The organism is Nocardia shimofusensis NBRC 100134 (assembly GCF_001613125.1).
Taxonomy (GTDB): domain Bacteria; phylum Actinomycetota; class Actinomycetes; order Mycobacteriales; family Mycobacteriaceae; genus Nocardia; species Nocardia shimofusensis.
The window spans coordinates 1-20,562 of the sequence record NZ_BDBT01000045.1; the positions used below are offsets into that span (position 1 = coordinate 1).

Here is a 20,562-nt window from a genome sequence, read left to right on the forward strand (position 1 = left end):
GGGACCCAATACTGGGTCCCCTATCGTCGTTTCCGGGGTCTTCGGGCTCCGTGTAGTCGTTCCGCGTCCATGTCGCCTCCTGGGCGCGTGGTTGAATTCAACAGAGGCCGGGCAACTCCTCGGCAGCAGACTTTCGAAAGGGATCACCGTGTCCGAACACAACGACGGTTCGAGGCCGTTCCGGCGAGGCGCGTCCGATCCTGGTCAGCGCGATGCCGGCAACGACCGGCCGTCCCGTGGGACCGGTGACTCGGAGTCGGGACGAAGCGGCGGCTTCCGGCGTGGCGGTGCGGACAACGAACGCGGATCCGGCGAACGGCGCGGTTTCCGTCGCGGTGATTCCGGAGGATCCGGCGGTCAGGACCGTGGTGGATCCACCGGTCGCGGCAGCTCCGACAGCCGCGGTGGTTCCGACAGCCGCGGTGGTTCCGGTGGCGGTTTCCGCCGTGACTCCGACCGCTCCGGCTCGCGTGACGATCGAGGCACCGGGGATCGCGGCGGTTTTCGGCGCGGCGGTGACAGCGGTGGCGGCGACCGAAGTGGCGGTTTCCGTCGCGAAGACGCGGGCCGGCGCGGCGGCGACACCGGCGGTTTCCGCCGTGGCGGCGATTCCGGTGGCGCTCGCGGTGGTTCGGGGGAACGTGGCGGTTTCGATCGCGGTTCGCGTGGCGGTGACTCCGGCGAGCGTCGTTTCGATCGCGGCGGTGATTCCGGCGGTCGTGGCGGCTTCGGTGATCGCAACCGGTCTGATCGCGAGGGTTCGCAGCGCGGTGGGGCCGAGGATCGTGGTGGTTTCCGCCGTGGCGGATCGGGCGATTCGAGTGCACGGGGTGAGTCCGGTCGTGGTGGCTTCCACCGTGGCGGCTCCGATCGCAGTGGCTCCGAGCGTGGCGGGTCGGACCGTGGCGGATTCGAGCGTCGTGGGTCCGATCGCAGCGGGTCGGATCGTTCCAGCACGGATCGCGGTGGTGTCGATCGCCGTGGTGCTGATCGTGGTGACCGCACCGGCTCCGGTCGCGGCGGCTTCGACAAAGGTGGATCGGACCGCGGCGGGTCCGGCCGTGGTGGTTTCGACCGTGGCTCCTCTGATCGTGGCTCTTCCGATCGTGGCGGTTCGGATCGTGGTGGTTTCGAGCGGCGCGATCGTGGCGGCTCCGATCGCTCGGGTTCGGATCGTGGTGGTTTCGAGCGGCGCGGATCAGAGGGGGGCGAGTCCGGCGGGTTCCGGCGGGGCGGCTCCGAAGGCCGTGGGCCGGACAATCGCGGCTCGGACCGTGGTGGGTTCGATGATCGGCGACGTGGCGGTGAGGGGGCCCGTAGTGCGGGTGGCCGCTCGCTGGATCGGCGTCCGCCCCGGCCCGAGGAACCCGATCTGCCCGATGACGTTGAGGCCTCGGATCTGGACATGGCGGTGCGGCGTGACCTGCTGAGCTTGGACAAGGGCAATGCCGAGACCGTGGCGCGGCATCTGGTGATGGCTGTGCGCCTGGTCGACGACGATCCGAGCCTGGCGCTGGCGCACGCTCGGGCGGCACGGCAGCGGGCCGGCCGGATCGCGGTGGTACGCGAGACCGCCGGTGTGGTCGCCTACCACGCGGGTGAGTGGGCCGAGGCGTTGTCCGAGCTGCGCACCGCGCGCCGGATGTCGGGCGGCGCCGGGCTGCTCGCGGTGATGGCGGATTGCGAACGCGGTCTCGGTCGTCCCGAGCGCGCCATCGAGCTGGGCCGCAGCGACGAGGCGAGGGCGCTCACCGGTGACGAGGCCAGTGAACTGCGCATCGTCGTCTCCGGCGCTCGCATGGACCTCGGCCAGTACGACCAGGCCGTGGTCACCCTGCAAACCGCGGACCTGGATCCGGAGCGGACCGGCTCCGCGGCCGCCCGTCTCTTCTACGCCTACGCCGACGCCCTGGTGGCGGCGGGACGCACCGCCGAGGGCCTGGAGTGGTTCCTCAACGCCGCCTCCGCCGACCTTGACGGTGAGACCGACGCCGAAGAACGTGCGGCCGAACTGACCGGCGGAGAGTAGCCGAGGAGCCCGGGCTTCACGGCCCGGTTCCCAGTCGCGTTGCCCAGCCGATCGGCACGCCGGGGCGAGCCATGCCCGTCGCCGAGGTCGTCGGTGGGCTGACGTAATGTCGAGTGAGCCGAAGCCGGATACCGGGACACGACGGTCCCGGTGCGGGGGAGCGAACGAAGTAGGAGTGTTGTGAAGCGGCTACGAGATCGCTACGAGGCCTTGCTGCTCGACCTGGACGGCACGTTGTACCGGGGCGCGGCGGTGATCGACGGGGCACCGGAGGCGCTGGTGGGTGCGCAGAGTTCGGCGCAGCGGCTCGCCTACGTCACGAACAATGCCAGTCGCGGGCCCGAGACGGTGGCCGCGCATCTCGCCGAGCTCGGTTACCCGGCCACGCCGGACGATGTCGTCACCAGCGCGCAGGCTGCGGTCCGCCTGCTCGTCGAGAAGCTCACCCCCGGTGCCGCTGTGCTCGTCGTCGGCTCCGAAGACCTGGCGGCCGAGGTGGCGACGGCCGGGCTGACGCCGGTCCGGCGCTACAACGGTGAGGTGCCCGCGGCGGTCGTGCAGGGGCATTCGCCGGACACGGCGTGGGCCGATCTGGCCGAGGCCGCCTATGCGCTGCGGTCGGGGGCGCTGTGGGTGGCCGCGAACACCGACAAGACGTTGCCGAACGAGCGGGGCCTGGCGCCCGGCAACGGGTCGATGGTGGCCGCCCTGCGCGCGGCCTCCGATCTGGAGCCGGTGGTGGCGGGTAAGCCGTTCGCGCCGCTGCTCGACGACGCTGTCGCGCGCGTCGGCACCAGAGCGGCGCTGGTGGTGGGTGACCGCCTCGACACCGACATCGAGGGCGCCGCGCGGGTGGCCCTGGATTCGCTGCTGGTGCTGACCGGCGTGAGCACCCTGGACGAACTGGCCTCGGCCGGTCCGGAGCGGGTGCCGACCTACGTGGCGCACAGCTTGGACGCCCTGAACCATCCGCCGGTGGACGACGAGGCCGACCTCGACCTCGCCGAGCGGTTGCGTCGCCATCCCGGCCGGGCGGTGACGGTTCGCGCGTCCCGTTCGGAAATCCGATAGCGTTGGCATCACGATGACTACTCCGAACACTGCGCCCCGGCCGGGTGTTCCGCTGCCCGGACAGCATCTTCCAGGCACCCACGGGCAGCCGGAGCCGGCCGATCCGGATCGCATCCGCGCCGAGATCGACGAACTGCTCGCCGAACTCGACGCGGGCGGCGGTCACTCGGGTCCGCCGGAGAGCGCCGAGGCGGGTGTGGACATCACCCGGCGCGCGCGCATCCTGGAACAGGCACACGACGTGCTGGTCCAGGCCCTGGCCACGGTGGACAAGATCTGAGGTGGCCAGGCGTGCGCGAGTGGACGCCGAGTTGGTTCGCCGCGGATTGGCCCGATCGCGCGAGCACGCGGTGGAGCTGATCGGCGCGGGCCGCGTCCTGATAGCCGGAACGGTGGCGACGAAGCCGGCCACCGCCGTGGAAGCGGGCACCCCGCTGGTGGTGCGTGAACAGCCCGACGAGGTGCAATGGGCCTCGCGTGGCGCGCACAAATTGCTGGGCGCCCTGGAGCGATTCGAGCCCGAGGGCCTGTCGGTGGCGGGTAAGCGCTGCCTGGACGCGGGCGCGTCGACCGGCGGTTTCACGGATGTGCTGCTCAGTCGTCAGGCCCGTGAGGTGGTCGCGGTCGATGTCGGTTACGGCCAGCTGGTGTGGCGGCTGCGCAACGACGAGCGGGTGCGGGTGCTCGACCGGACCAATGTGCGCTCCCTGACTCCGGAGACCATCGACGGCACGGTCGAATTGGTGGTCGGCGACCTGTCGTTCATCTCCCTTGCCCTGGTGCTGCCCGCGCTCGCGGCGTGTGCGGCCGACGGCGCGGATCTGCTGCCGATGGTGAAACCTCAGTTCGAGGTCGGCAAGGACCGGGTGGGTTCCGGCGGCGTGGTGCGTGATGCGCGATTGCGTGCCGAAGCGGTGTGTGAGGTCGCGGCGGCAGCCGCCGAACAGGGTCTGCGCACGCTCGGTGTGGTGGCCAGTCCGCTGCCGGGACCGTCCGGGAATGTCGAGTACTTCTTGTGGCTGCGCAAGACCGGTACCGGGAAGATCGACTACGACGGCGATCGGGTGCGTGAGCTCGTCGCGCGGGCGGTCGAGGAGGGCCCACAATGACCGAGCCGGGCACCGATCGGGAGATCCTGCTGATCGCGCATCCGGGGCGCGCGGAGATCGTCGAGACCGCGCACCGGGTGGCCAAGATCTGTGCCGGCGCCGGAATCGGGCTCCGTGTGCTCGACGACGAGGCGGGCAGCACCCACTTCGACAACGCGGAGTCGGATTCGGTGGCGGTGGCCGTGCCGGGCGATGACACGGTGCGGGTGGTCTCGCACGGCCCCGGTGCCGCGGTGGGCTGCGAGATGGTGCTGGCGCTCGGCGGTGACGGAACCTTCCTGCGGGCAGCTGAACTGGCCAGGCCCGCGTCGGTGCCCGTGCTGGGTATCAACTTGGGCCGCATCGGTTTCCTGACCGAAGCCGAGGCCGAGAATCTCGACGAAGCGCTGGGGCAGGTGGTGCGCCGCGACTACCGGGTCGAGGACCGGATGACCATCGACGTGTCGGTGCGGGTGGACGACGAAATCGTCGCGTCCGGCTGGGCGTTGAACGAGGCCAGTATCGAGAACGCCACGCGCATGGGCGTTCTCGAGGTGGTGCTCGAGGTGGACGGCAGGCCGGTGTCCTCCTTCGGCTGTGACGGAATCCTCATTTCGACGCCGACCGGTTCTACGGCATATGCCTTTTCGGCCGGCGGGCCGGTGGTGTGGCCGGAACTCGAAGCGTTGCTCGTGATTCCGAGCAACGCGCACGCGCTGTTCGCCCGGCCGCTGGTGACCAGTCCCGAGTCGCGGATCGCGGTCGAGGCGGTCGCGACCGGCCACGATGCGATAGTTTTCCTTGACGGCAGGCGGACCATGGCGCTGCCACGCGGCGGCCGGTTGGAGGCGGTGCGAGGCAGCGAACCGGTGCGTTGGGTCCGGTTGGATTCCGCGCCCTTCGCCGACCGGATGGTGCGCAAGTTCCAGCTACCTGTGACCGGCTGGCGAGGCAGACGGCGAACGGAGAGCACACGTGCTGACAGAGATCAGGATTGACAGTCTCGGTGTCATATCCGCGGCCACCGCGCAGTTCCACGAGGGTCTGACGGTTCTCACGGGTGAGACGGGCGCGGGCAAGACGATGGTGGTGACGAGTCTGCACCTGCTCAGCGGTGCCCGCGCCGATCCGGGCAGGGTGCGCTTGGGCGCCGAGCGCGCGGTGGTGGAGGGGCGGTTCACCGTCGAGGATCTGAACGAGGAGGCTCGCGGGCAGGTCGGCAAGGTGCTCGAGTCGGCGGCCGCGGTCGCCGACGACGACGGCAGCGTCATCGCGATTCGCACGGTGGGCAGCGACGGGCGTTCCCGCGCCCATCTCGGCGGTCGCGGTGTGCCCGCCTCGGTCCTGGCGGATTTCACCGCGTCGCTGCTGACCGTGCACGGGCAGAACGATCAGTTGCGGCTGCAGAAGCCCGAACAGCAACTGGCCGCGTTGGACCGGTTCGCGGGCGAGACCGTGGTCTCGCTGCTGCGCACCTATCAGATGAACCGGCGCGCCTGGCTGAACGCGCGCGAGGAACTGCTGGAACGCACCGCGCGCAGCAGGGAACTGGCGCTGGAGGCCGACCGGCTCAAGCACTCCCTGGACGAGATCGACGCCGTCGCGCCGGAACCCGGTGAGGACGTGCGCACCGTCGAGGAGGTCCGCAGGCTCAGCGATCTGGATTCGCTGCGTGAAGCCGCTGCCGTGGCCCACGACGCGCTGGCCGGTCCGGCCGAGGACCCCGAGGCCGGTTCGGGTGCGCTGGAACTGCTCGGCGCGGCACGCACTCGCCTGGAATCGGCCGAGGATCCCGCGCTTTCGGCCTTGGTGCCGCGGCTCGGCGAGGCCATCGCGGTGGTGGTCGACCTGACCACCGAGCTGAGCGGGTATCTCGCGGACCTGCCGTCTGATCCCAGCGCGCTGGACTCGCTGCTCACCCGGCAGGCGGAACTGAAGAGCCTGACCCGGAAGTACGCGCCGGACATCGACGGCGTCATCGCCTGGGCCGAGGATTCCAGGCAGCGACTGGAATCCCTCGATGTCTCGGAGGAGACGCTGACCAAGCTGGCCGAGGAAGTGGAGGTCGCCGCCGAACGGTTGCGGTCCTCGGCGGGCAAGTTGAGCAATGCGCGCCGGAAGGCGGCGGACAAGCTGGCGGCCGCGGTCAGCGCCGAGCTGGCGGGCCTGGCGATGGGCAAGGCGCAGTTGGACGTTCGGGTGCTGCCGGTGCCCGCGGGTTCGCAGGATTCGGCGCCGCTGACCGTCGACGGCGCGACTCTGCACGCCGGGCCGAACGGCGTGGACGATGTGGAGTTCCGGCTGTCCGCGCATTCGGGCGCGCAGTCGCTGCCGTTGAGCAAGAGTGCCTCCGGTGGTGAGCTCTCCCGGGTGATGCTCGCGCTGGAGGTGGTGCTGGCGAGCTCCGACCACGGCGCGACGATGGTGTTCGACGAGGTCGACGCCGGTGTCGGCGGTCGCGCGGCCGTCGAGATCGGACGCAGGCTGGCCCGGCTGGCGCGTACCCATCAGGTGATCGTGGTGACGCACCTGCCCCAGGTGGCCGCCTTCGCCGACACCCATCTGGTGGTCGACAAGGCCGACGACGGCGAGGGCACGGTCAACAGCGGCGTGCGGGCGCTCACCAAGGACGAACGGGTCGTGGAGTTGGCGCGCATGCTGGCCGGGCTGGACGACACCGAGACCGGACGCGCGCACGCGGAGGAACTGCTGGAGATGGCGCGCGCCGAACGCGCCTCCGCCTGAATCGGGTCGCGTCCGGGATCATCGCGTCGAGGGCGAGGTCCTGGGGGTGAGTGAGACCGATTCCGATGACGACTCGGTGGCTCGAACGACAACGGCGCGCGATGGGCCTTTCACCCGATCGCGCGCCGTCGTGAACGAGTCTCAGCTCTTGAACGCCTTGCGGGTCGCGCCGAGCATCTGGTTGATCAGCGTGCGCAGACCGGCCTCGACGATCTTGTCGGGCAGCGGGAGGCTGGGTACGGACTCCATCGTGTAGGTCACCTTGGTGCCGCCGTCGGCGTCGGCCAGCAGAATGGTGCCGACGTGACGCTTGACCGGCACACCCTTGATGATCTCGTACTCGACCTTCTCGCCGGGCACGAGAGCACGGGTCTCCTCGACGAAGCCGATCTTGCCGCGTCCGACGGTGTACTGCGCGCCGACGCCCTCGGGTGTGGGGGAGCCGGGCTTGCTCAGCGTGAACTGCACGCCGGGCATGTACGGGTTGATGCCGTCGCGGTGGGCGAAGAAGGTGTAGACGGCATCGCGTGGTGCGGCGATGACGGCCTCGACGGTGGTGCGTGCCATGAAAGTTCTCCTCTGCGGCCGGTAGGTCGTCGGAAGTGTATAGGTCGTGCATCACTGCTTCTCTCACCGTGTCACCCGCGTCACAGCGGTGGCGCCGGTTTCGGATGTCCGGAAGCGGTAACTGCCGAAGCATCGGGACACCACACGAGGAGGACGACGGATGATCTCTACGGGACTGCGGACAGCGGCGGTGACCGCGGCGATGGCGGCGTGTGCCGTGCTCGGTGCCGGTGCGGCCACAGCTGCCCCGATTCTCTCCGAGGACAGGGTCGAGGAGGGCTCGATCGCCCTCGACAGCCTGCCGGAGAACGAAGAGTGGACCTGCGTGCTGTTCGGTGCGGGGGCACAGACGATGGTGCGCGTGGATATGGCGCGCGTCGGCGAGTCCCGGGGTGGGTTCGCCCCCGGCAGCACGGTCACGGCGGGCTGCCTGAGCATGGCGCCGTTCGGCGTCACCACGGTCACCGGCGTGACCTCGCTCGACGACGAGGACTGAGCCGGTCGCGACAGGCCCGGGCACAGCGGTCGTGCCCGGGCCTGTCGCTGTCCTGAGCGGTCCGTTTTCCGGCGTCCTGTGCGGGTAGGCGTGAATATCAGATCCGGCCGGTCGCTCGAGACCCGGTCGTTCCCAGGGTGAGGAGTGATGCATGAAAGCGGTGACATGGCAGGGCAGGCGCAAGATCTCGGTCGACGAGGTGCCGGATCCGCGCATCGAGGAGCCCACCGACGCGATCGTGCGGATCACCTCCACTGCCATCTGCGGATCGGACCTGCACCTGTACGAGGTACTGGGCCCGTACATGACCGCGGGTGACGTACTCGGCCACGAACCGATGGGCATCGTCGAGGAGATCGGCGGCGATGTGCGCAATCTGAACGTCGGAGACCGGGTGGTGATTCCGTTCCAGATCAGCTGCGGGACCTGCCTGATGTGCATGACCGGGCTGCCGACGCAGTGCGAGACGACCCAGGTGCGTTCGCACGGCAGCGGCGCCGCGCTGTTCGGCTATTCCGAGCTCTACGGCAGCGTGCCGGGCGGCCAGGCACAGTACCTTCGGGTGCCGCACGCCGACTTCACCCACATCAAGGTGCCCGCGGGGCCCGACGATCAGCGATTCCTGTACTTGTCGGACGTGCTGCCGACCGCGTGGCAGGCCGTCGAGTACGCCGCGATTCCCGCCGGCGGCTCGGTGACCGTGCTCGGCCTGGGACCGATCGGCGACATGGCCTGCCGGGTCGCCGCGCACCGGGGCTATCGGGTCATCGGTGTGGACCGGGTGCCGGAGCGGCTCGCGCGCGTCGCGGCGTGGGGGATCGAGGTGATCGACTTCTCCGCTGTGGATGGTTCGCTCGGCGATGTCATCCGGGCCCAGACCGGCGGGCGCGGGACGGACGCGGTGATCGACGCGGTCGGCATGGAGGCGCACGGCTCACCGGCGGGCGCGCTGGCGCACCGGTCGGCGGCTCTGCTGCCGGACTCGGTGGCGCAGAAGGTGATGGACACCGCGGGCATCGACCGGATGGCCGCCCTCGACGACGCGATCGACATCGTGCGCCGTGGTGGCACCCTCTCGTTGGTCGGCGTGTACGGCGGTATGGCCGATCCGCTGCCGATGAGGATCCTGTTCGACAAACAGATACAACTGCGGATGGGGCAGGCCAATGTGAAGCGCTGGGCGCCGGAGATCCTGCCGCTGCTCGGCGACGGCGATCCGCTGGGCGTGGAGTCCTTCGCGACCCATCGTCTTGCGTTGTCCGAGGCGCCTCGGGCCTACGCAATGTTCCAGCAGAAAGCGGACGGGGCGGTCAAGATCGTGCTGGATCCGACGGCCTGAGATCGGTCGCCGCACAGGCGCCGACGACCATGGTCGCGTTCAGACGGAGCGACCGGGGATCGCGGCGTTGAGTTCGGCCGCGAATTCGTAGCCGGATCGCCAGTCCGAACCGGTGGGGGCGGCGACCAGTCGCTGCACCCCCGCCTCGGCGTAGCGGGCGGCCAGGTCGGTCGCCTTGTCCAGGTCGGTGCCGAGCGGCGGCGCGACGACCGTGATCGACGGGGCCGGCCTGCCGAATCCGGCTGCCAGATCCCGCAATTCGCGCGCGTTCGTCTCGATCTGTTCCGGTGTCGCGGCGATGGCCATCCAGGCATCGGCGAACTCGGCGGCTCGCCGCCGGGCGCGGGGGCCGTCCCCGGCGACCAGCAAGGGCGGCACCGTCGAACCGGGGGAGATGGCGACCTCGGTGCCGTCCGGCAGGGTGGCGACGCGGCCTGCGATCAGATCGGGCAGTACGCGCAGCGCGGCGTCGGTGGCGTGGCCTCGGTCGGCGAAGGACGCGCCCGCGGCCCGCCAGCCGATGTCGCCGTGCGCGGGATTCCCGGTGCCGATCCCGACCATCAGCCGATCGCCGGAGACGTGTTGCAGGCTCGAGATCTGCTTGGCGGCCCAGGCCGTCGGCCGCAGGGCCAGCAGCAGGACGCCGTAGCCGATGCGGATGCGGTCGGTCACCGCGGCCGCGGTGGCGAGGGTGACGGTGCTGTCGAGTATCGGCGCACTGGCCACCAGGTGGTCGGTGGACCACACCGATTCCAGTCCGGCCTGCTCGGCGAACCGCGCGCTCGCGCGGACGTCGCCCAGGGTCGGCTGGGCGGGGTCGGGGGTCGAGGTGGGCAGGATGACGCCGATGTCCACGAGAACTCCTTCGAACGCTGTGACGGGCGGGTCCGCCGATGCGGAACAACCGCGTGACGTCCGGTTCTGTTCCGGACGGCCGACACGCCCGAAGCGGAATCGCCGCTGCCGCTGTGAGAGTCCATAGATTCGGAACGTCCGGTTCGGATCCGGCTGGTGCGCAACTGCGTTCAGTGGGAACCGCGATCACCGCGCGATTTCCCGTGTCTCATAGCTATGCGGAATTGGTTGCCGTGGCGGATCGTTCGACTTTCTGAGCGCGGCTCCGCGCGGAGAGTGGAGACATGCGGACAGGTGGCTACTTCTCGGTATTCGGCCTGACTGGCTGTCATGGTTTCCGATGCTCGGCAAGCGCTCACACGGCAACATCGGATGCCGAAAGTGTGCTTGCGATCATTTCCGTCATCTCTCCGAGGTGGCGAATGTGACCCGCCACTCGGCGCGCCTCCAGCGCGCGCCGCGCCGATGCGGTCATCATCGGGCTCATGAAGTTGCCGGCCCTGTTGTCGAAGAACACCGAAACGCTGCCCGGCCGTACCGGGATAGCCCGGGTGGATCGCAACACCCGGCGCCTGCTGCGGCGCATCGGGCCGGGCGATATCGCCGTCATCGACGAAATGGATCTCGACCGCGGCACCGCCGACCGGTTCCTCGAAGCGGGTGTCGTTGCTGTCGTCAACACCTCGCCGTCGATCTCCGGGCGGTATCCGAATCTCGGTCCCGAGGTTCTCGTCGCCAACGATGTGCTGCTGCTGGACACCGTCAGTTCCGACGCGTTCACCAAGATCAAGGACGGCAGCAAGGTCCGCATCCACGACGGCGTCGTCTATGCCGACCGGTTGACCAAGAAGGAACCCGAGGCGCTGGTCGAAGGCATCGAGTTCACCGAGGCCACCATCGCCGAGCGGATGATCGAGGCCCGCAACGGCCTGGCCGACCATCTCGAGGCGTTCGCCGGCAACACCATCGAATTCGTCCGCACCGAGAGCGCGCTGCTCATCGACGGCCTCGGGGTTCCCGAGCTCGAACTCGACATGAAACAGCGGCACGTGGTCGTGGTGGCGGACGGACCCGATCACGCCGACGACCTCAAACGACTCAAGCCGTTCATCAAGGAGTACGCGCCGATCATGGTCGGCGTCGGGCGCGGCGCGGACACCCTGGCCAAACAGGGCTACCGGCCGGATCTCATCGTCGGCGATCCCGAGGAGATCACCTCGGCCACCCTCAAGAGCGGCGCCGAGGTCATCCTGCCCGCCGACACCGACGGCCACGCCAAGGGGCTCGAGCGCATCCAGGATCTGGGCATCGGCGCCACCACCTTCCCGTCCTCCGGCGCGCCCGCCGACCTGGCGCTGCTGCTGGCCGAACACCACGGTGCGGCGCTCATCGTCACCGCGGGCGCGGCCGCATCGCTCGACGACTTCTTCGACCGCGGTCGACGCGACAGCAACCCGGCCACCTTCCTGACCAGGCTCAAGGTCGGCACCAAGCTCATGGACGCCAAGGCCGTGGCCACCCTCTACCGCAACCGGGTCTCCGGCGTCGCGGTGGCGATGGTGGTGCTCGCCGCGCTCATCGCGGTGATCGTGGTGCTACTGGCATCCAACAGCGGCACCGACGTACTGGACTGGGGGATCGACACCTGGAACCGGTTCGCGCGCTGGTGCCAGGGCCTGTTCGACTCGGGCGCGAGCTAGCCGGGGCCGACGATGATCTCGCTGCGTCAGCACGCCGTCTCCATCGCCGCGATCTTCCTCGCCCTCGCGATCGGGGTCGTGCTGGGTTCGCAGACCCTGGCCGCCGATCTGCTGTCCGGCCTGCGTTCGGACAAAGCCGCCCTGCGGGAACAGGTCGACGACCTGAGCGAACGCAATCGCGTCCTGACCGAGCAGGCCGATGCCGCGGACCGATTCATCGCCGGTTCCGCGGGCCGCATTCTCGGCGGTGTCCTGGCCGAACGCTCGGTGGTCGTGTTCACCACCCCCGACGCCGACCCGGCCGATGTGGAAGCGGTCGGCCGTGGCCTCGAGACCGCGGGCGCGGCGGTGACAGGCCGGATCGCGCTGGAGGACGCCTTCCTGAACGCGGCCGAGGGCGATCGCCTGCGCACCGCGCTCACCAACACCATTCCGGCGGGCGCGCAACTGCGCACCGGTGGCGTGGACCAGGGCAGCCTGGCCGGCGATCTGCTCGGCCTGGTGCTGCTGCTCGATCCGGGCACCGGTCAGCCGCGCTCCCATCCGCAGGAACTCGCACTCGTGCTCGAGACCCTGCGCGGTGGCGGATTCCTCGCCTACGGGGACACGCCCGTGCAGCCCGCGCAGCTGGCGGTCGTGGTCACCGGGAACGGCGAACAGGCGAGCGAGAACGCGCGAGGAGCCAATGTCGCCCGGTTCGCCGGGGCATTGCGGGGCCGGGGCGCCGGGGTCGTGCTGTCCGGGCGCGGGGGCGCCGCCGACGGGCAGGGCCCGCTGGCCGTGGTGCGCGAGGATTCGGCGCTGACCTCGGTGCTGACCACCGTGGACAACGTGGATCGGGAGATCGGGCGGGTCACCTCCGTACTCGGCCTGACCGAGCAGCTGGGCGGCGGCGCGGGGCGATACGGAACCGGCTCCCGAGCGACCTCGCTCACCTTCGCCGCGCTGCCGGGCTGATCGGATGCGGGCGACCGGTCAGCAAACAGGCATGGCGTGCGAATGCCTCCGCTCGGCCGTGTTACGGTAAAGACCCGTGGGTCATACACGGATTCAGGCGCGAACCGCCCCGAAACATATCTTCGTCAGCGGTGGTGTCGCCTCCTCATTGGGTAAGGGCCTGACCGCCTCCAGCCTCGGTCAGCTGCTGACTTCGCGCGGATTGCGCGTCACCATGCAGAAACTCGACCCGTATCTCAACGTCGATCCGGGCACCATGAATCCGTTCCAGCACGGAGAGGTGTTCGTGACCGAGGACGGCGCCGAGACCGACCTCGACGTCGGACACTACGAGCGCTTCCTCGATCGCGACCTCTCGCGGGACGCGAACGTGACCACCGGGCAAATCTATTCCTCGGTGATCGCCAAGGAGCGGCGCGGCGAGTACCTGGGCGACACCGTACAGGTCATCCCGCACATCACCGACGAGATCAAGAACCGCATCCTGGCCATGCGCGGCCCCGACCTGCAGGGCCAGACCCCGGACGTGGTGATCACCGAGATCGGCGGCACCGTCGGCGACATCGAGTCGCAGCCGTTCCTGGAGGCCGCGCGCCAGATCCGCCACGACGTCGGCCGCGACAATGTCTTCTTCCTGCACGTTTCGCTGGTGCCGTACCTGGCGCCCTCCGGCGAGCTCAAGACCAAGCCGACCCAGCACTCGGTGGCGGCGCTGCGCAGTATCGGCATCCAGCCCGACGCGCTGATCCTGCGCTGCGACCGCGAGGTCTCCGAGGGCCTCAAGTCCAAGATCGCGCTGATGTGCGACGTCGATGTCGAGGCCTGTATCTCCACCCCGGACGCGCCCTCGATCTACGACATCCCGAAGGTGCTGCACCGCGAGGGACTGGACGCCTACGTGGTGCGCAGGCTGGGCCTGCCGTTCCGGGATGTGGACTGGACCGTGTGGGGCGATCTGCTCGATCGCGTGCACTCGCCGCGCGAAGAGGTCGAAGTGGCGTTGGTCGGCAAGTACGTCGACCTGCCCGACGCGTACCTGTCGGTCACCGAGGCGCTGCGGGCGGGCGGGTTCGCTTCGCGGGCCAAGGTGAACATTCGCTGGGTCGCCTCCGACGAGTGCGAGACCGAGGCGGGCGCGGCGGCCGCGCTGCGCGACGTGGACGCGGTGCTCATTCCCGGCGGTTTCGGCATCCGTGGCATCGAGGGCAAGGTCGGCGCGATCCATTACGCCCGGACCCGCGGCATCCCGCTGCTGGGACTGTGCCTGGGCCTGCAGTGCGTGGTCATCGAGGCGGCGCGCTCGGTCGGTCTGAAAGAGGCGAACTCCACCGAGTTCGAACCCGACACCAAGCATCCGGTCATCTCCACCATGGACGACCAGAAGCAGGCCGTGGCCGGTGAAGCCGATCTCGGCGGCACCATGCGGCTGGGCGCCTACCCCGCAGTGCTGGCGAAGAACTCGGTGGTCGCGCGCACCTACGGCAGCGAGCAGGTCTCCGAACGCCACCGCCATCGCTTCGAGGTGAACAACGCCTACCGCGACCGGATCGCCAAGAGCGGCCTGAAATTCAGCGGCACCTCGCCGGACGGCCTGCTGGTCGAGTTCGTGGAACTGCCCGCCGACAAGCACCCGTTCTTCGTCGCCACGCAGGCCCATCCCGAGCTCAAGAGCCGTCCGACCCGCCCGCACCCGCTCTTCGCCGGGCTGATCGCCGCCGCGCTGAAATATAAGCTGGCCGAAAGGCTTCCGGTGGATCTGCCGGAAGAGGAGCTGGCGAAAGCCGAACAAGGGGCATGAATGAGCGAGCGCGACGGTGGGGCCGGGCACACACCGGGTAGCCACGACTTCGAGACCGTGGCATCCCGGACGCTGTATTCGGGCGCCATCGTCGCGCTCCGTCTGGACCAGGTCGCCATGCCGGGCGGTCGCGTGGTGGAACGCGAGGTCGTCGAACACCACGCGGCGGTCGCGGTCGCCGCGATCGACGACGAGGACAACATCGTCCTGATCCGCCAGTATCGTCACCCGCTGGGGCGTCGGCTGCTGGAACTGCCCGCCGGGCTGCTCGACGTCGCCGGGGAGGATCCCCTGGCCGCGGCGCAGCGGGAACTGGCCGAGGAGACCGGGCTGGCCGCGCGCGAATGGTCGGTGCTGGTGGATGTGGCGCTCTCGCCGGGCTTCACCGACGAGGCGCTGCGGGTGTATCTGGCGCGCGGACTGTCGGAGACCGAGCGTCCCGAACCCGAGCACGAGGAAGCCGACATCGCGGTGATCCGCATTCCCCTCGCCGAGGCGGTGCGCGCGGCGTTGACCGGGGAGATCGTCAATGCCACCGCGGTGGCGGGTGTGCTCGCGGTGGTCGCGGCGCGGGCGGCCGATGCCCCGCTACGTCCCGGCGACGCGCCGTGGCCGGATCAGCCGACGACCTTCCTCGATCGCAGGACAGCGGATCTCGAGGCAGCAGATCGCAGAGCGGCGGACAGCGCCTCGGACTGACAGGATCGACGCCATGCTCGCGCGCGAGATCGACATCTACCTGGACCATCTCGCTGTCGAGCGCGGCGCGGCCCGCAACACCCTCGGCGCCTATCGCCGTGATCTGAGCCGCTACCGCGAGTTCCTGAGTTCGCGGGGCATCGGCACGCTCGTCGAGGTGGGCGAGACCGACGTGGCCGACTTCACCGTCGAATTGCGCGCAGGCGGGCCGGAGCACGTCCCGCTGGCGGCGAGCTCGGTGGCGCGGGCCCTGATCGCCGTGCGCGGCCTGCACCGATTCGCGGCCGCCGAGGGGATCGCCTCCACCGACGTGGCCCGCGCCGTCAAGCCCCCCGCACCCGGGCGCAGGTTGCCCAAGGCGCTGCCCTACGACACGGTGCTGCGCCTGCTCGAGGCGGCAGGCGGGGGCCCCGCCGAGGGCGATCGGGCCGTCGGCGCGGATTCCGGACCGCGCGGTCTGCGCGATCGCGCGCTGCTGGAACTGCTCTACTCCACCGGCGCTCGTATCTCCGAGGTGATCGGCCTGGATGTCGATGATCTCGACACCGCCGAGCGCGCGGTGGTGTTGCGCGGCAAGGGCGGCAAGCAGCGCATCGTCCCGATCGGACGGCCCGCGCTGGCCGCTGTCGACGCCTACCTCGTGCGCGGCCGTCCCGCGCTCGCCCTCGGGGGGCGGGGGCAGAGCAACGGCGGCGCCTTGTTCCTCAACGTGCGCGGCGGCAGATTGTCCCGGCAGAGCGCCTGGCAGGTGCTGCAGCGGGCGGCCGAACGGGCGGGCATCGGGGCCGCGGTCTCGCCGCACACCCTGCGGCATTCGTTCGCCACGCACCTGCTCGACGGCGGCGCGGATGTGCGAGTCGTACAAGAACTACTCGGTCACGCGTCGGTGACGACCACACAGATCTATACGCTGGTGACGGTCAGCACGCTGCGGGAGGTGTGGGCGAACGCTCATCCGCGCGCGCGGTGAGCGCCACAGGCCTTCGACGCGTGTCCGACCGCGTGTCTTGTACACACAGGCGGTAGCGTCTAACGAGAGCTGGACCGTACGAAAGCGAGGTCGGGCCCGATCGGCCTCGTTACGCTCGGCACAAGGCAATCGGGGGCGAAGCGTCCTGGCGACGCTCGGCAACGGGCAGGAACGTATAAGGAGCAGCGGATCGTGACGACAGCCGGCGCGGCGGAGCCGCCCTACGGTGCTGCGGCGGGGCAGTCTGTTGCGGCCCAGCCGCGCTACGGAGCACCTGCCCAGCCGCCGAACGACACCCAGCCGCCGAACGACAGCGACGCACCGCCGACCGGCTTGCGTCCGGTCGACGACGCGGAGGCGGCTTCGGAGACACTCTGGGGCGGCGGTGCGCCGCCTGTTCCGGAGTCCGGAGAACTCGGCCCGACCGGCCGTCCGCTTCGTCTGGTGCCCGACCCGCCGCCGGTGGCCGTGCACGGCAACGCCCTGATCGTGGCCATGTGCAACCAGAAGGGCGGCGTCGGCAAGACCACCTCGACCATCAATCTCGGCGCGGCGCTGGCCGAATACGGCCGCCGCGTGCTGCTGGTCGACCTCGACCCGCAGGGCGCGCTCTCGGCCGGCCTCGGCGTGGCCCACCACGACCTCGACAACACCGTGCACAATCTGCTCGTCGGCGGGCGCACCTCGATCGACGACGTGCTGATGCACACCAAGGTCGAGGGCATGGACCTGCTGCCGAGCAATATCGACCTCTCGGCGGCGGAGATCCAGCTGGTCAACGAGGTCGGCCGCGAGCAGACCCTCGGGCGCGCGCTGGAACCGGTGCGCGACCGCTACGACTACATCCTCATCGACTGCCAGCCCTCGCTCGGCCTGCTCACCGTGAACGCGCTGGCCTGCTCCGACGGCGTCATCATCCCGATGGAATGCGAGTACTTCTCGCTGCGCGGTCTGGCACTGCTCAACGACACCGTCGAGAAGGTTCGCGACCGGCTCAACCCCCGGCTGAGTCTGTACGGCATCGTGGTCACCATGTTCGATGCCCGCCTGCTGCACTCGCGTCAGGTGATGTCGCGCGTCGTCGAGGTGTTCGGCGACGTGGTGTACGACACCGCGATCGCGCGCACCGTGCGGTTCCCCGACGCCAGTGTCGCGGGCGAGCCGATCACCACGTGGGCGCCGAAATCCGGTGGGGCCGAAGCATATCGGGCGATGGCACGGGAAGTCATCCACCGGTCCGGCCGGTGAGCGCGGCCACCGACCCGGCGGCGACGAACGTTCTCGACCAGGCAGAACCCGACCGATCGGAGCCCGGCGCGGACACCGGCGGTGGCGCGGTGCCGGACGCCGGCGCCGAGCCCGCGACGGGTTTCCGGTTGAAGCTGAGCAACTTCGAAGGTCCCTTCGATCTGCTGCTCACCCTGATCAGCTCCCGCAAGCTCGACGTCACCGAGGTGGCGCTGCACCAGGTCACCGACGAGTTCATCGCCTACACCAAGGCGCTGACCGCGAGCATGAACACCGAGACCGGTCTGCGTGCGGACACGATCCTGGATCAGACCACCGAATTCCTCGTCGTCGCGGCCACCCTGCTCGACCTCAAGGCCGCCAGGCTGCTGCCCGCGGGCGAGATGACCGATGCCGAGGATCTCGAACTGCTCGAAGCCCGCGACCTGCTGTTCGCCCGGCTGCTGCAGTATCGCGCGTTCAAGCAGGTGGCCGAGTTGCTCGGCGAACTGGAAGCCGTCGCCCTGCGCCGCTACCCGCGCGCGGTGGGTCTCGAGGAACGCTTCGCCGGTCTGCTGCCCGAGGTCACCCTCGGGGTGGACGTGGCCGGTTTCGCCGACATCGCCGCGGCGGCGTTCCGCCCACGCCCCGCGCCGAGGGTCGGGCTCGACCACCTGCACCAGCACACCATCTCGGTCGCCGAACAGGCCGCGCTGGTGCTGGAGATGCTCAAAGCGCGCGGGCCCGGCGGCTGGACCACCTTCGCCGAACTGGTGGCCGACTGCGAGGTGCCGGTGCAGATCGTGGCGCGGTTCCTGGCGCTGCTCGAGCTCTATCGCGGCAAGACGATCGAGTTCGACCAGCCCGATCCGCTGGGCCCGCTGGCCATCAGCTGGCTCGGCGACCCGGTCGACGGCGAGCCCGCGACGACCGTGACATTCGAGGAGGACTACGGGTGAGCGAGTTCGTGAACGGTGCGACCGTGAACGCCGGGAAGCCGCCGACGCCCGCGCGAACCGGTGGGGTGTCCGACATCACCGCACCCGTGCTGGACGAGGCGGAATTCCGCTGCGCGCTCGAGGCCATGCTGCTCGTCGTGGACGCTCCCGCGCCGGTAGAACAGCTGGCGGCGGCCCTGGACGACACCACAGAACGGGTCGAGAAGGCGCTGCGCGAGATGTCGGCGGAACTCACCGCGCGTGGCAGCGGTATCGATCTGCGTTTCGTCGGTGACGGCTGGCGCTTCTATACTCGCACCGAGTACGCACCGTATGTGGAGCGCGTACTGCTCGACGGCGCCAGGACGAAACTGACCAGGGCGGCGTTGGAGACGCTGGCGGTCGTGGCATACCGCCAGCCGGTGACCAGGAACCGGGTGAGTGCGGTCCGCGGCGTGAACGTCGACGGCGTGATGCGCACGCTGCTCGCGCGCGGCCTGATCGCCGAAGCCGGGACCGACCCGGAGACGAACGGCACGCTCTACCGCACCACCGAGTTGTTCCTGGAGCGGATCGGGCTGGCGTCGTTGTCGGACCTGCCACCGTTGGCGCCACTGCTTCCCGGCGTCGACCTGATCGACGAGATCAACGACAGCCTGGAGACGGATCCCCGATACACCAGGCTGCGAAAACCCGCCGAGGCCGACCTGGACCTCGGCACCGAGGATCGACTGCCCTGAGAGTTGACAAGGACATATGAATACCCCCGCTCGCCGAGATGGCACACCGGATCGTAGGAAACAAGGAGGCGGCCGGCCCGCCCGTGGCGGCGCGAGCCACGGCACGGGTTCGCGTGACGCCCGCGCCGCCCAGCGTGGCGGCCCCCGCCGGGACGGCGCACCCTCCTGGGACAACGACGAACGCGGCGGTCACTCCGCCGGTGGTCAGCGCCGCGGCGGTCAGTCCGCCGGTGGTCAGCGCTCCGGTCGTCCCGCCGCCCAGGGTCGTCCCGCCGGCCAGGGTCGTCCCGCCGCCCAGGGTCGTCCCGCCGGCCAGGGTCGTCCCGCCGGCCAGGGTCGTCCCGCCGCCCAAGGCGGATCCACTGCCGGGCGGCCCAAGCCCGCCGGGCAGTTCAAGCCCGCCGCCGGAGCGAACAAGCCGACCGGTAAGAAGGCCAAGAATCCCAAGCCGCAGCGTCAGGCGGCCGCCGCCCCGCTGCTGAGCAACGCCAAGCCCGCCCGCCGTCAGAACGTCGAACCCGCCCACACCGAGGGCCCCGCCAAGCTGCCGTGGGGTGAGGGTGAGCGCCTGCAGAAGGTGCTGGCCAAGGCGGGCGTCGCCTCCCGGCGCGCGGCCGAGGAGATGATCGACCAGGGCCGTGTCGAGGTCGACGGCCTGATCGTGCGCGAGCAGGGCCTGCGGATCAACCCGGAGACCGCGGTGGTCCGCGTCGACGGCACCCGCGTGGTGGTGCGCGACGAACTCGTGCACGTCGCGCTGAACAAGCCCAAGGGCTGGCAGTCCACCATGTCCGACGACCTGGGCCGTCCCTGCGTCGGCGACATCGTGGCCGAACGGATCGCCGCCGGTCAGCGCCTGTTCCACGTCGGTCGCCTGGACGCCGACACCGAGGGCCTGCTGCTGCTCACCAACGACGGCGACCTCGCGCACCGGCTCATGCACCCCTCCTACGAGGTGTCCAAGACCTACCTGGCGACCGTGCACGGCGAGGTCAACAACAAGATCGTCGGCAAGCGCCTGCGCGACGGGGTCGAGCTCGAGGACGGTCCGGCCAAGGTCGATCGCTTCCAGGTGCTCGAGGTCGGCGAGGGTCGTTCGCTGGTGAAGATCGTGCTGCACGAGGGTCGTAAGCACATCGTGCGCAGGCTCCTCGACGCGGTCGGTCACCCGGTGACCCGGCTGGTGCGCACCCATATCGGCCCGGTGGTGCTGGGCGATCAACGACCGGGCACATTGCGGGTGCTCGGTCGCGACGAAATCGGCAAACTCTACGAGGCGGTGCAGCTGTGAACGGTGTGCGGGTTCCGGCGGAACTCGAGGACGCGGTGTCCGGCGACGGCCC

The 20,562-nt window shown here is 69.9% G+C and carries 19 protein-coding genes and 1 pseudogene; 17 read left to right on the forward strand and 3 right to left on the reverse strand.

Annotated elements, in window-relative coordinates; translation table 11 throughout:
* Nucleotides 1-97 precede the first annotated feature (97 nt).
* Nucleotides 98-856, reverse strand: coding sequence for a hypothetical protein (locus NS3_RS29620; RefSeq protein ID WP_067865481.1), 759 nt, complete (start codon nucleotides 854-856; stop codon nucleotides 98-100).
* 225 nt (nucleotides 857-1,081) lie between these two features.
* Between NS3_RS29620 and NS3_RS28690 the strand changes: the two are divergent.
* The 6 genes and pseudogenes from NS3_RS28690 to recN all read left to right on the forward strand — a co-directional run.
* Nucleotides 1,082-2,029, forward strand: a pseudogene (locus tag NS3_RS28690) (tetratricopeptide repeat protein); the annotation flags it as partial.
* A gap of 180 nt (nucleotides 2,030-2,209) precedes the next feature.
* Nucleotides 2,210-3,100 carry an HAD-IIA family hydrolase gene (locus tag NS3_RS26965; RefSeq protein WP_067865487.1) on the forward strand — a complete coding sequence of 297 codons (891 nt, stop codon included), beginning with the start codon at nucleotides 2,210-2,212 and terminating at the stop codon, nucleotides 3,098-3,100.
* A gap of 13 nt (nucleotides 3,101-3,113) precedes the next feature.
* Nucleotides 3,114-3,380: a hypothetical protein gene (locus tag NS3_RS26970; protein ID WP_067865490.1), complete on the forward strand. Its 267-nt coding sequence runs from the start codon at nucleotides 3,114-3,116 to the stop codon at nucleotides 3,378-3,380.
* Between the two features lies 1 nt (nucleotide 3,381).
* On the forward strand, nucleotides 3,382-4,209 hold the full coding sequence (locus NS3_RS26975; protein ID WP_067865493.1) for a TlyA family RNA methyltransferase: 828 nt from the start codon (nucleotides 3,382-3,384) through the stop codon (nucleotides 4,207-4,209).
* Nucleotides 4,206-5,186 (forward strand): NAD kinase, encoded by a 981-nt coding sequence (locus tag NS3_RS26980; protein WP_067865545.1) that lies wholly within the window; start codon nucleotides 4,206-4,208, stop codon nucleotides 5,184-5,186. The genes NS3_RS26975 and NS3_RS26980 overlap by 4 nt, the downstream gene beginning before the upstream one ends.
* Nucleotides 5,164-6,933 (forward strand): DNA repair protein RecN, encoded by a 1,770-nt coding sequence (recN, locus tag NS3_RS26985; protein ID WP_067865496.1) that lies wholly within the window; start codon nucleotides 5,164-5,166, stop codon nucleotides 6,931-6,933. Before NS3_RS26980 ends, recN begins: the two co-directional genes overlap by 23 nt.
* Nucleotides 6,934-7,074: 141 nt before the next feature.
* On the opposite strand, the gene NS3_RS26990 is transcribed toward recN, so the two are convergent.
* Entirely contained in the window at nucleotides 7,075-7,500 is a 426-nt protein-coding gene (locus tag NS3_RS26990) for an SRPBCC family protein (protein ID WP_067865499.1), read from the reverse strand.
* Between the two features lie 160 nt (nucleotides 7,501-7,660).
* On the opposite strand from NS3_RS26990, the gene NS3_RS26995 reads away from it, so the two are divergent.
* Together NS3_RS26995 and NS3_RS27000 are read left to right on the forward strand one after the other, a co-directional pair.
* Complete coding sequence (locus tag NS3_RS26995) at nucleotides 7,661-7,996, forward strand: hypothetical protein (RefSeq protein ID WP_067865501.1); 336 nt, start codon at nucleotides 7,661-7,663, stop codon at nucleotides 7,994-7,996.
* Between the two features lie 151 nt (nucleotides 7,997-8,147).
* On the forward strand, nucleotides 8,148-9,335 hold the full coding sequence (locus tag NS3_RS27000) for a zinc-dependent alcohol dehydrogenase (RefSeq protein WP_067865505.1): 1,188 nt from the start codon (nucleotides 8,148-8,150) through the stop codon (nucleotides 9,333-9,335).
* A gap of 39 nt (nucleotides 9,336-9,374) precedes the next feature.
* On the opposite strand, the gene NS3_RS27005 is transcribed toward NS3_RS27000, so the two are convergent.
* Nucleotides 9,375-10,190 (reverse strand): LLM class flavin-dependent oxidoreductase, encoded by an 816-nt coding sequence (locus NS3_RS27005; protein WP_067865507.1) that lies wholly within the window; start codon nucleotides 10,188-10,190, stop codon nucleotides 9,375-9,377.
* 485 nt (nucleotides 10,191-10,675) lie between these two features.
* On the opposite strand from NS3_RS27005, the gene steA reads away from it, so the two are divergent.
* The 9 genes from steA (at nucleotide 10,676) to NS3_RS29625 (ending at nucleotide 20,510) form a co-directional block, all read left to right on the forward strand.
* Entirely contained in the window at nucleotides 10,676-11,890 is a 1,215-nt protein-coding gene (gene steA / locus NS3_RS27010) for a putative cytokinetic ring protein SteA (RefSeq protein WP_067865509.1), read from the forward strand.
* 12 nt (nucleotides 11,891-11,902) lie between these two features.
* Complete coding sequence (locus NS3_RS27015) at nucleotides 11,903-12,847, forward strand: copper transporter (protein WP_067865512.1); 945 nt, start codon at nucleotides 11,903-11,905, stop codon at nucleotides 12,845-12,847.
* Nucleotides 12,848-12,923: 76 nt separating this feature from the next.
* Nucleotides 12,924-14,645 (forward strand): CTP synthase, encoded by a 1,722-nt coding sequence (gene pyrG / locus NS3_RS27020; protein ID WP_067865515.1) that lies wholly within the window; start codon nucleotides 12,924-12,926, stop codon nucleotides 14,643-14,645.
* Nucleotides 14,646-15,344, forward strand: a complete 699-nt coding sequence (locus NS3_RS27025; protein ID WP_067865518.1) for an NUDIX domain-containing protein — start codon at nucleotides 14,646-14,648, stop codon at nucleotides 15,342-15,344.
* A gap of 13 nt (nucleotides 15,345-15,357) precedes the next feature.
* Nucleotides 15,358-16,314: a site-specific tyrosine recombinase XerD gene (gene xerD, locus NS3_RS27030; RefSeq protein WP_067865521.1), complete on the forward strand. Its 957-nt coding sequence runs from the start codon at nucleotides 15,358-15,360 to the stop codon at nucleotides 16,312-16,314.
* A 333-nt stretch (nucleotides 16,315-16,647) separates the two neighbouring features.
* Nucleotides 16,648-17,562 carry a ParA family protein gene (locus tag NS3_RS27035; RefSeq protein ID WP_067865524.1) on the forward strand — a complete coding sequence of 305 codons (915 nt, stop codon included), beginning with the start codon at nucleotides 16,648-16,650 and terminating at the stop codon, nucleotides 17,560-17,562.
* On the forward strand, nucleotides 17,559-18,500 hold the full coding sequence (locus NS3_RS27040) for a segregation and condensation protein A (RefSeq protein WP_373865345.1): 942 nt from the start codon (nucleotides 17,559-17,561) through the stop codon (nucleotides 18,498-18,500). Before NS3_RS27035 ends, NS3_RS27040 begins: the two co-directional genes overlap by 4 nt.
* A 65-nt stretch (nucleotides 18,501-18,565) precedes the next feature.
* A complete protein-coding gene (gene scpB, locus NS3_RS27045; RefSeq protein ID WP_067865548.1) occupies nucleotides 18,566-19,219 on the forward strand; it encodes an SMC-Scp complex subunit ScpB in 654 nt (217 codons plus the stop codon).
* A 16-nt stretch (nucleotides 19,220-19,235) separates the two neighbouring features.
* A complete protein-coding gene (locus tag NS3_RS29625) occupies nucleotides 19,236-20,510 on the forward strand; it encodes a pseudouridine synthase (RefSeq protein WP_169811693.1) in 1,275 nt (424 codons plus the stop codon).
* Nucleotides 20,511-20,562 lie beyond the last annotated feature (52 nt).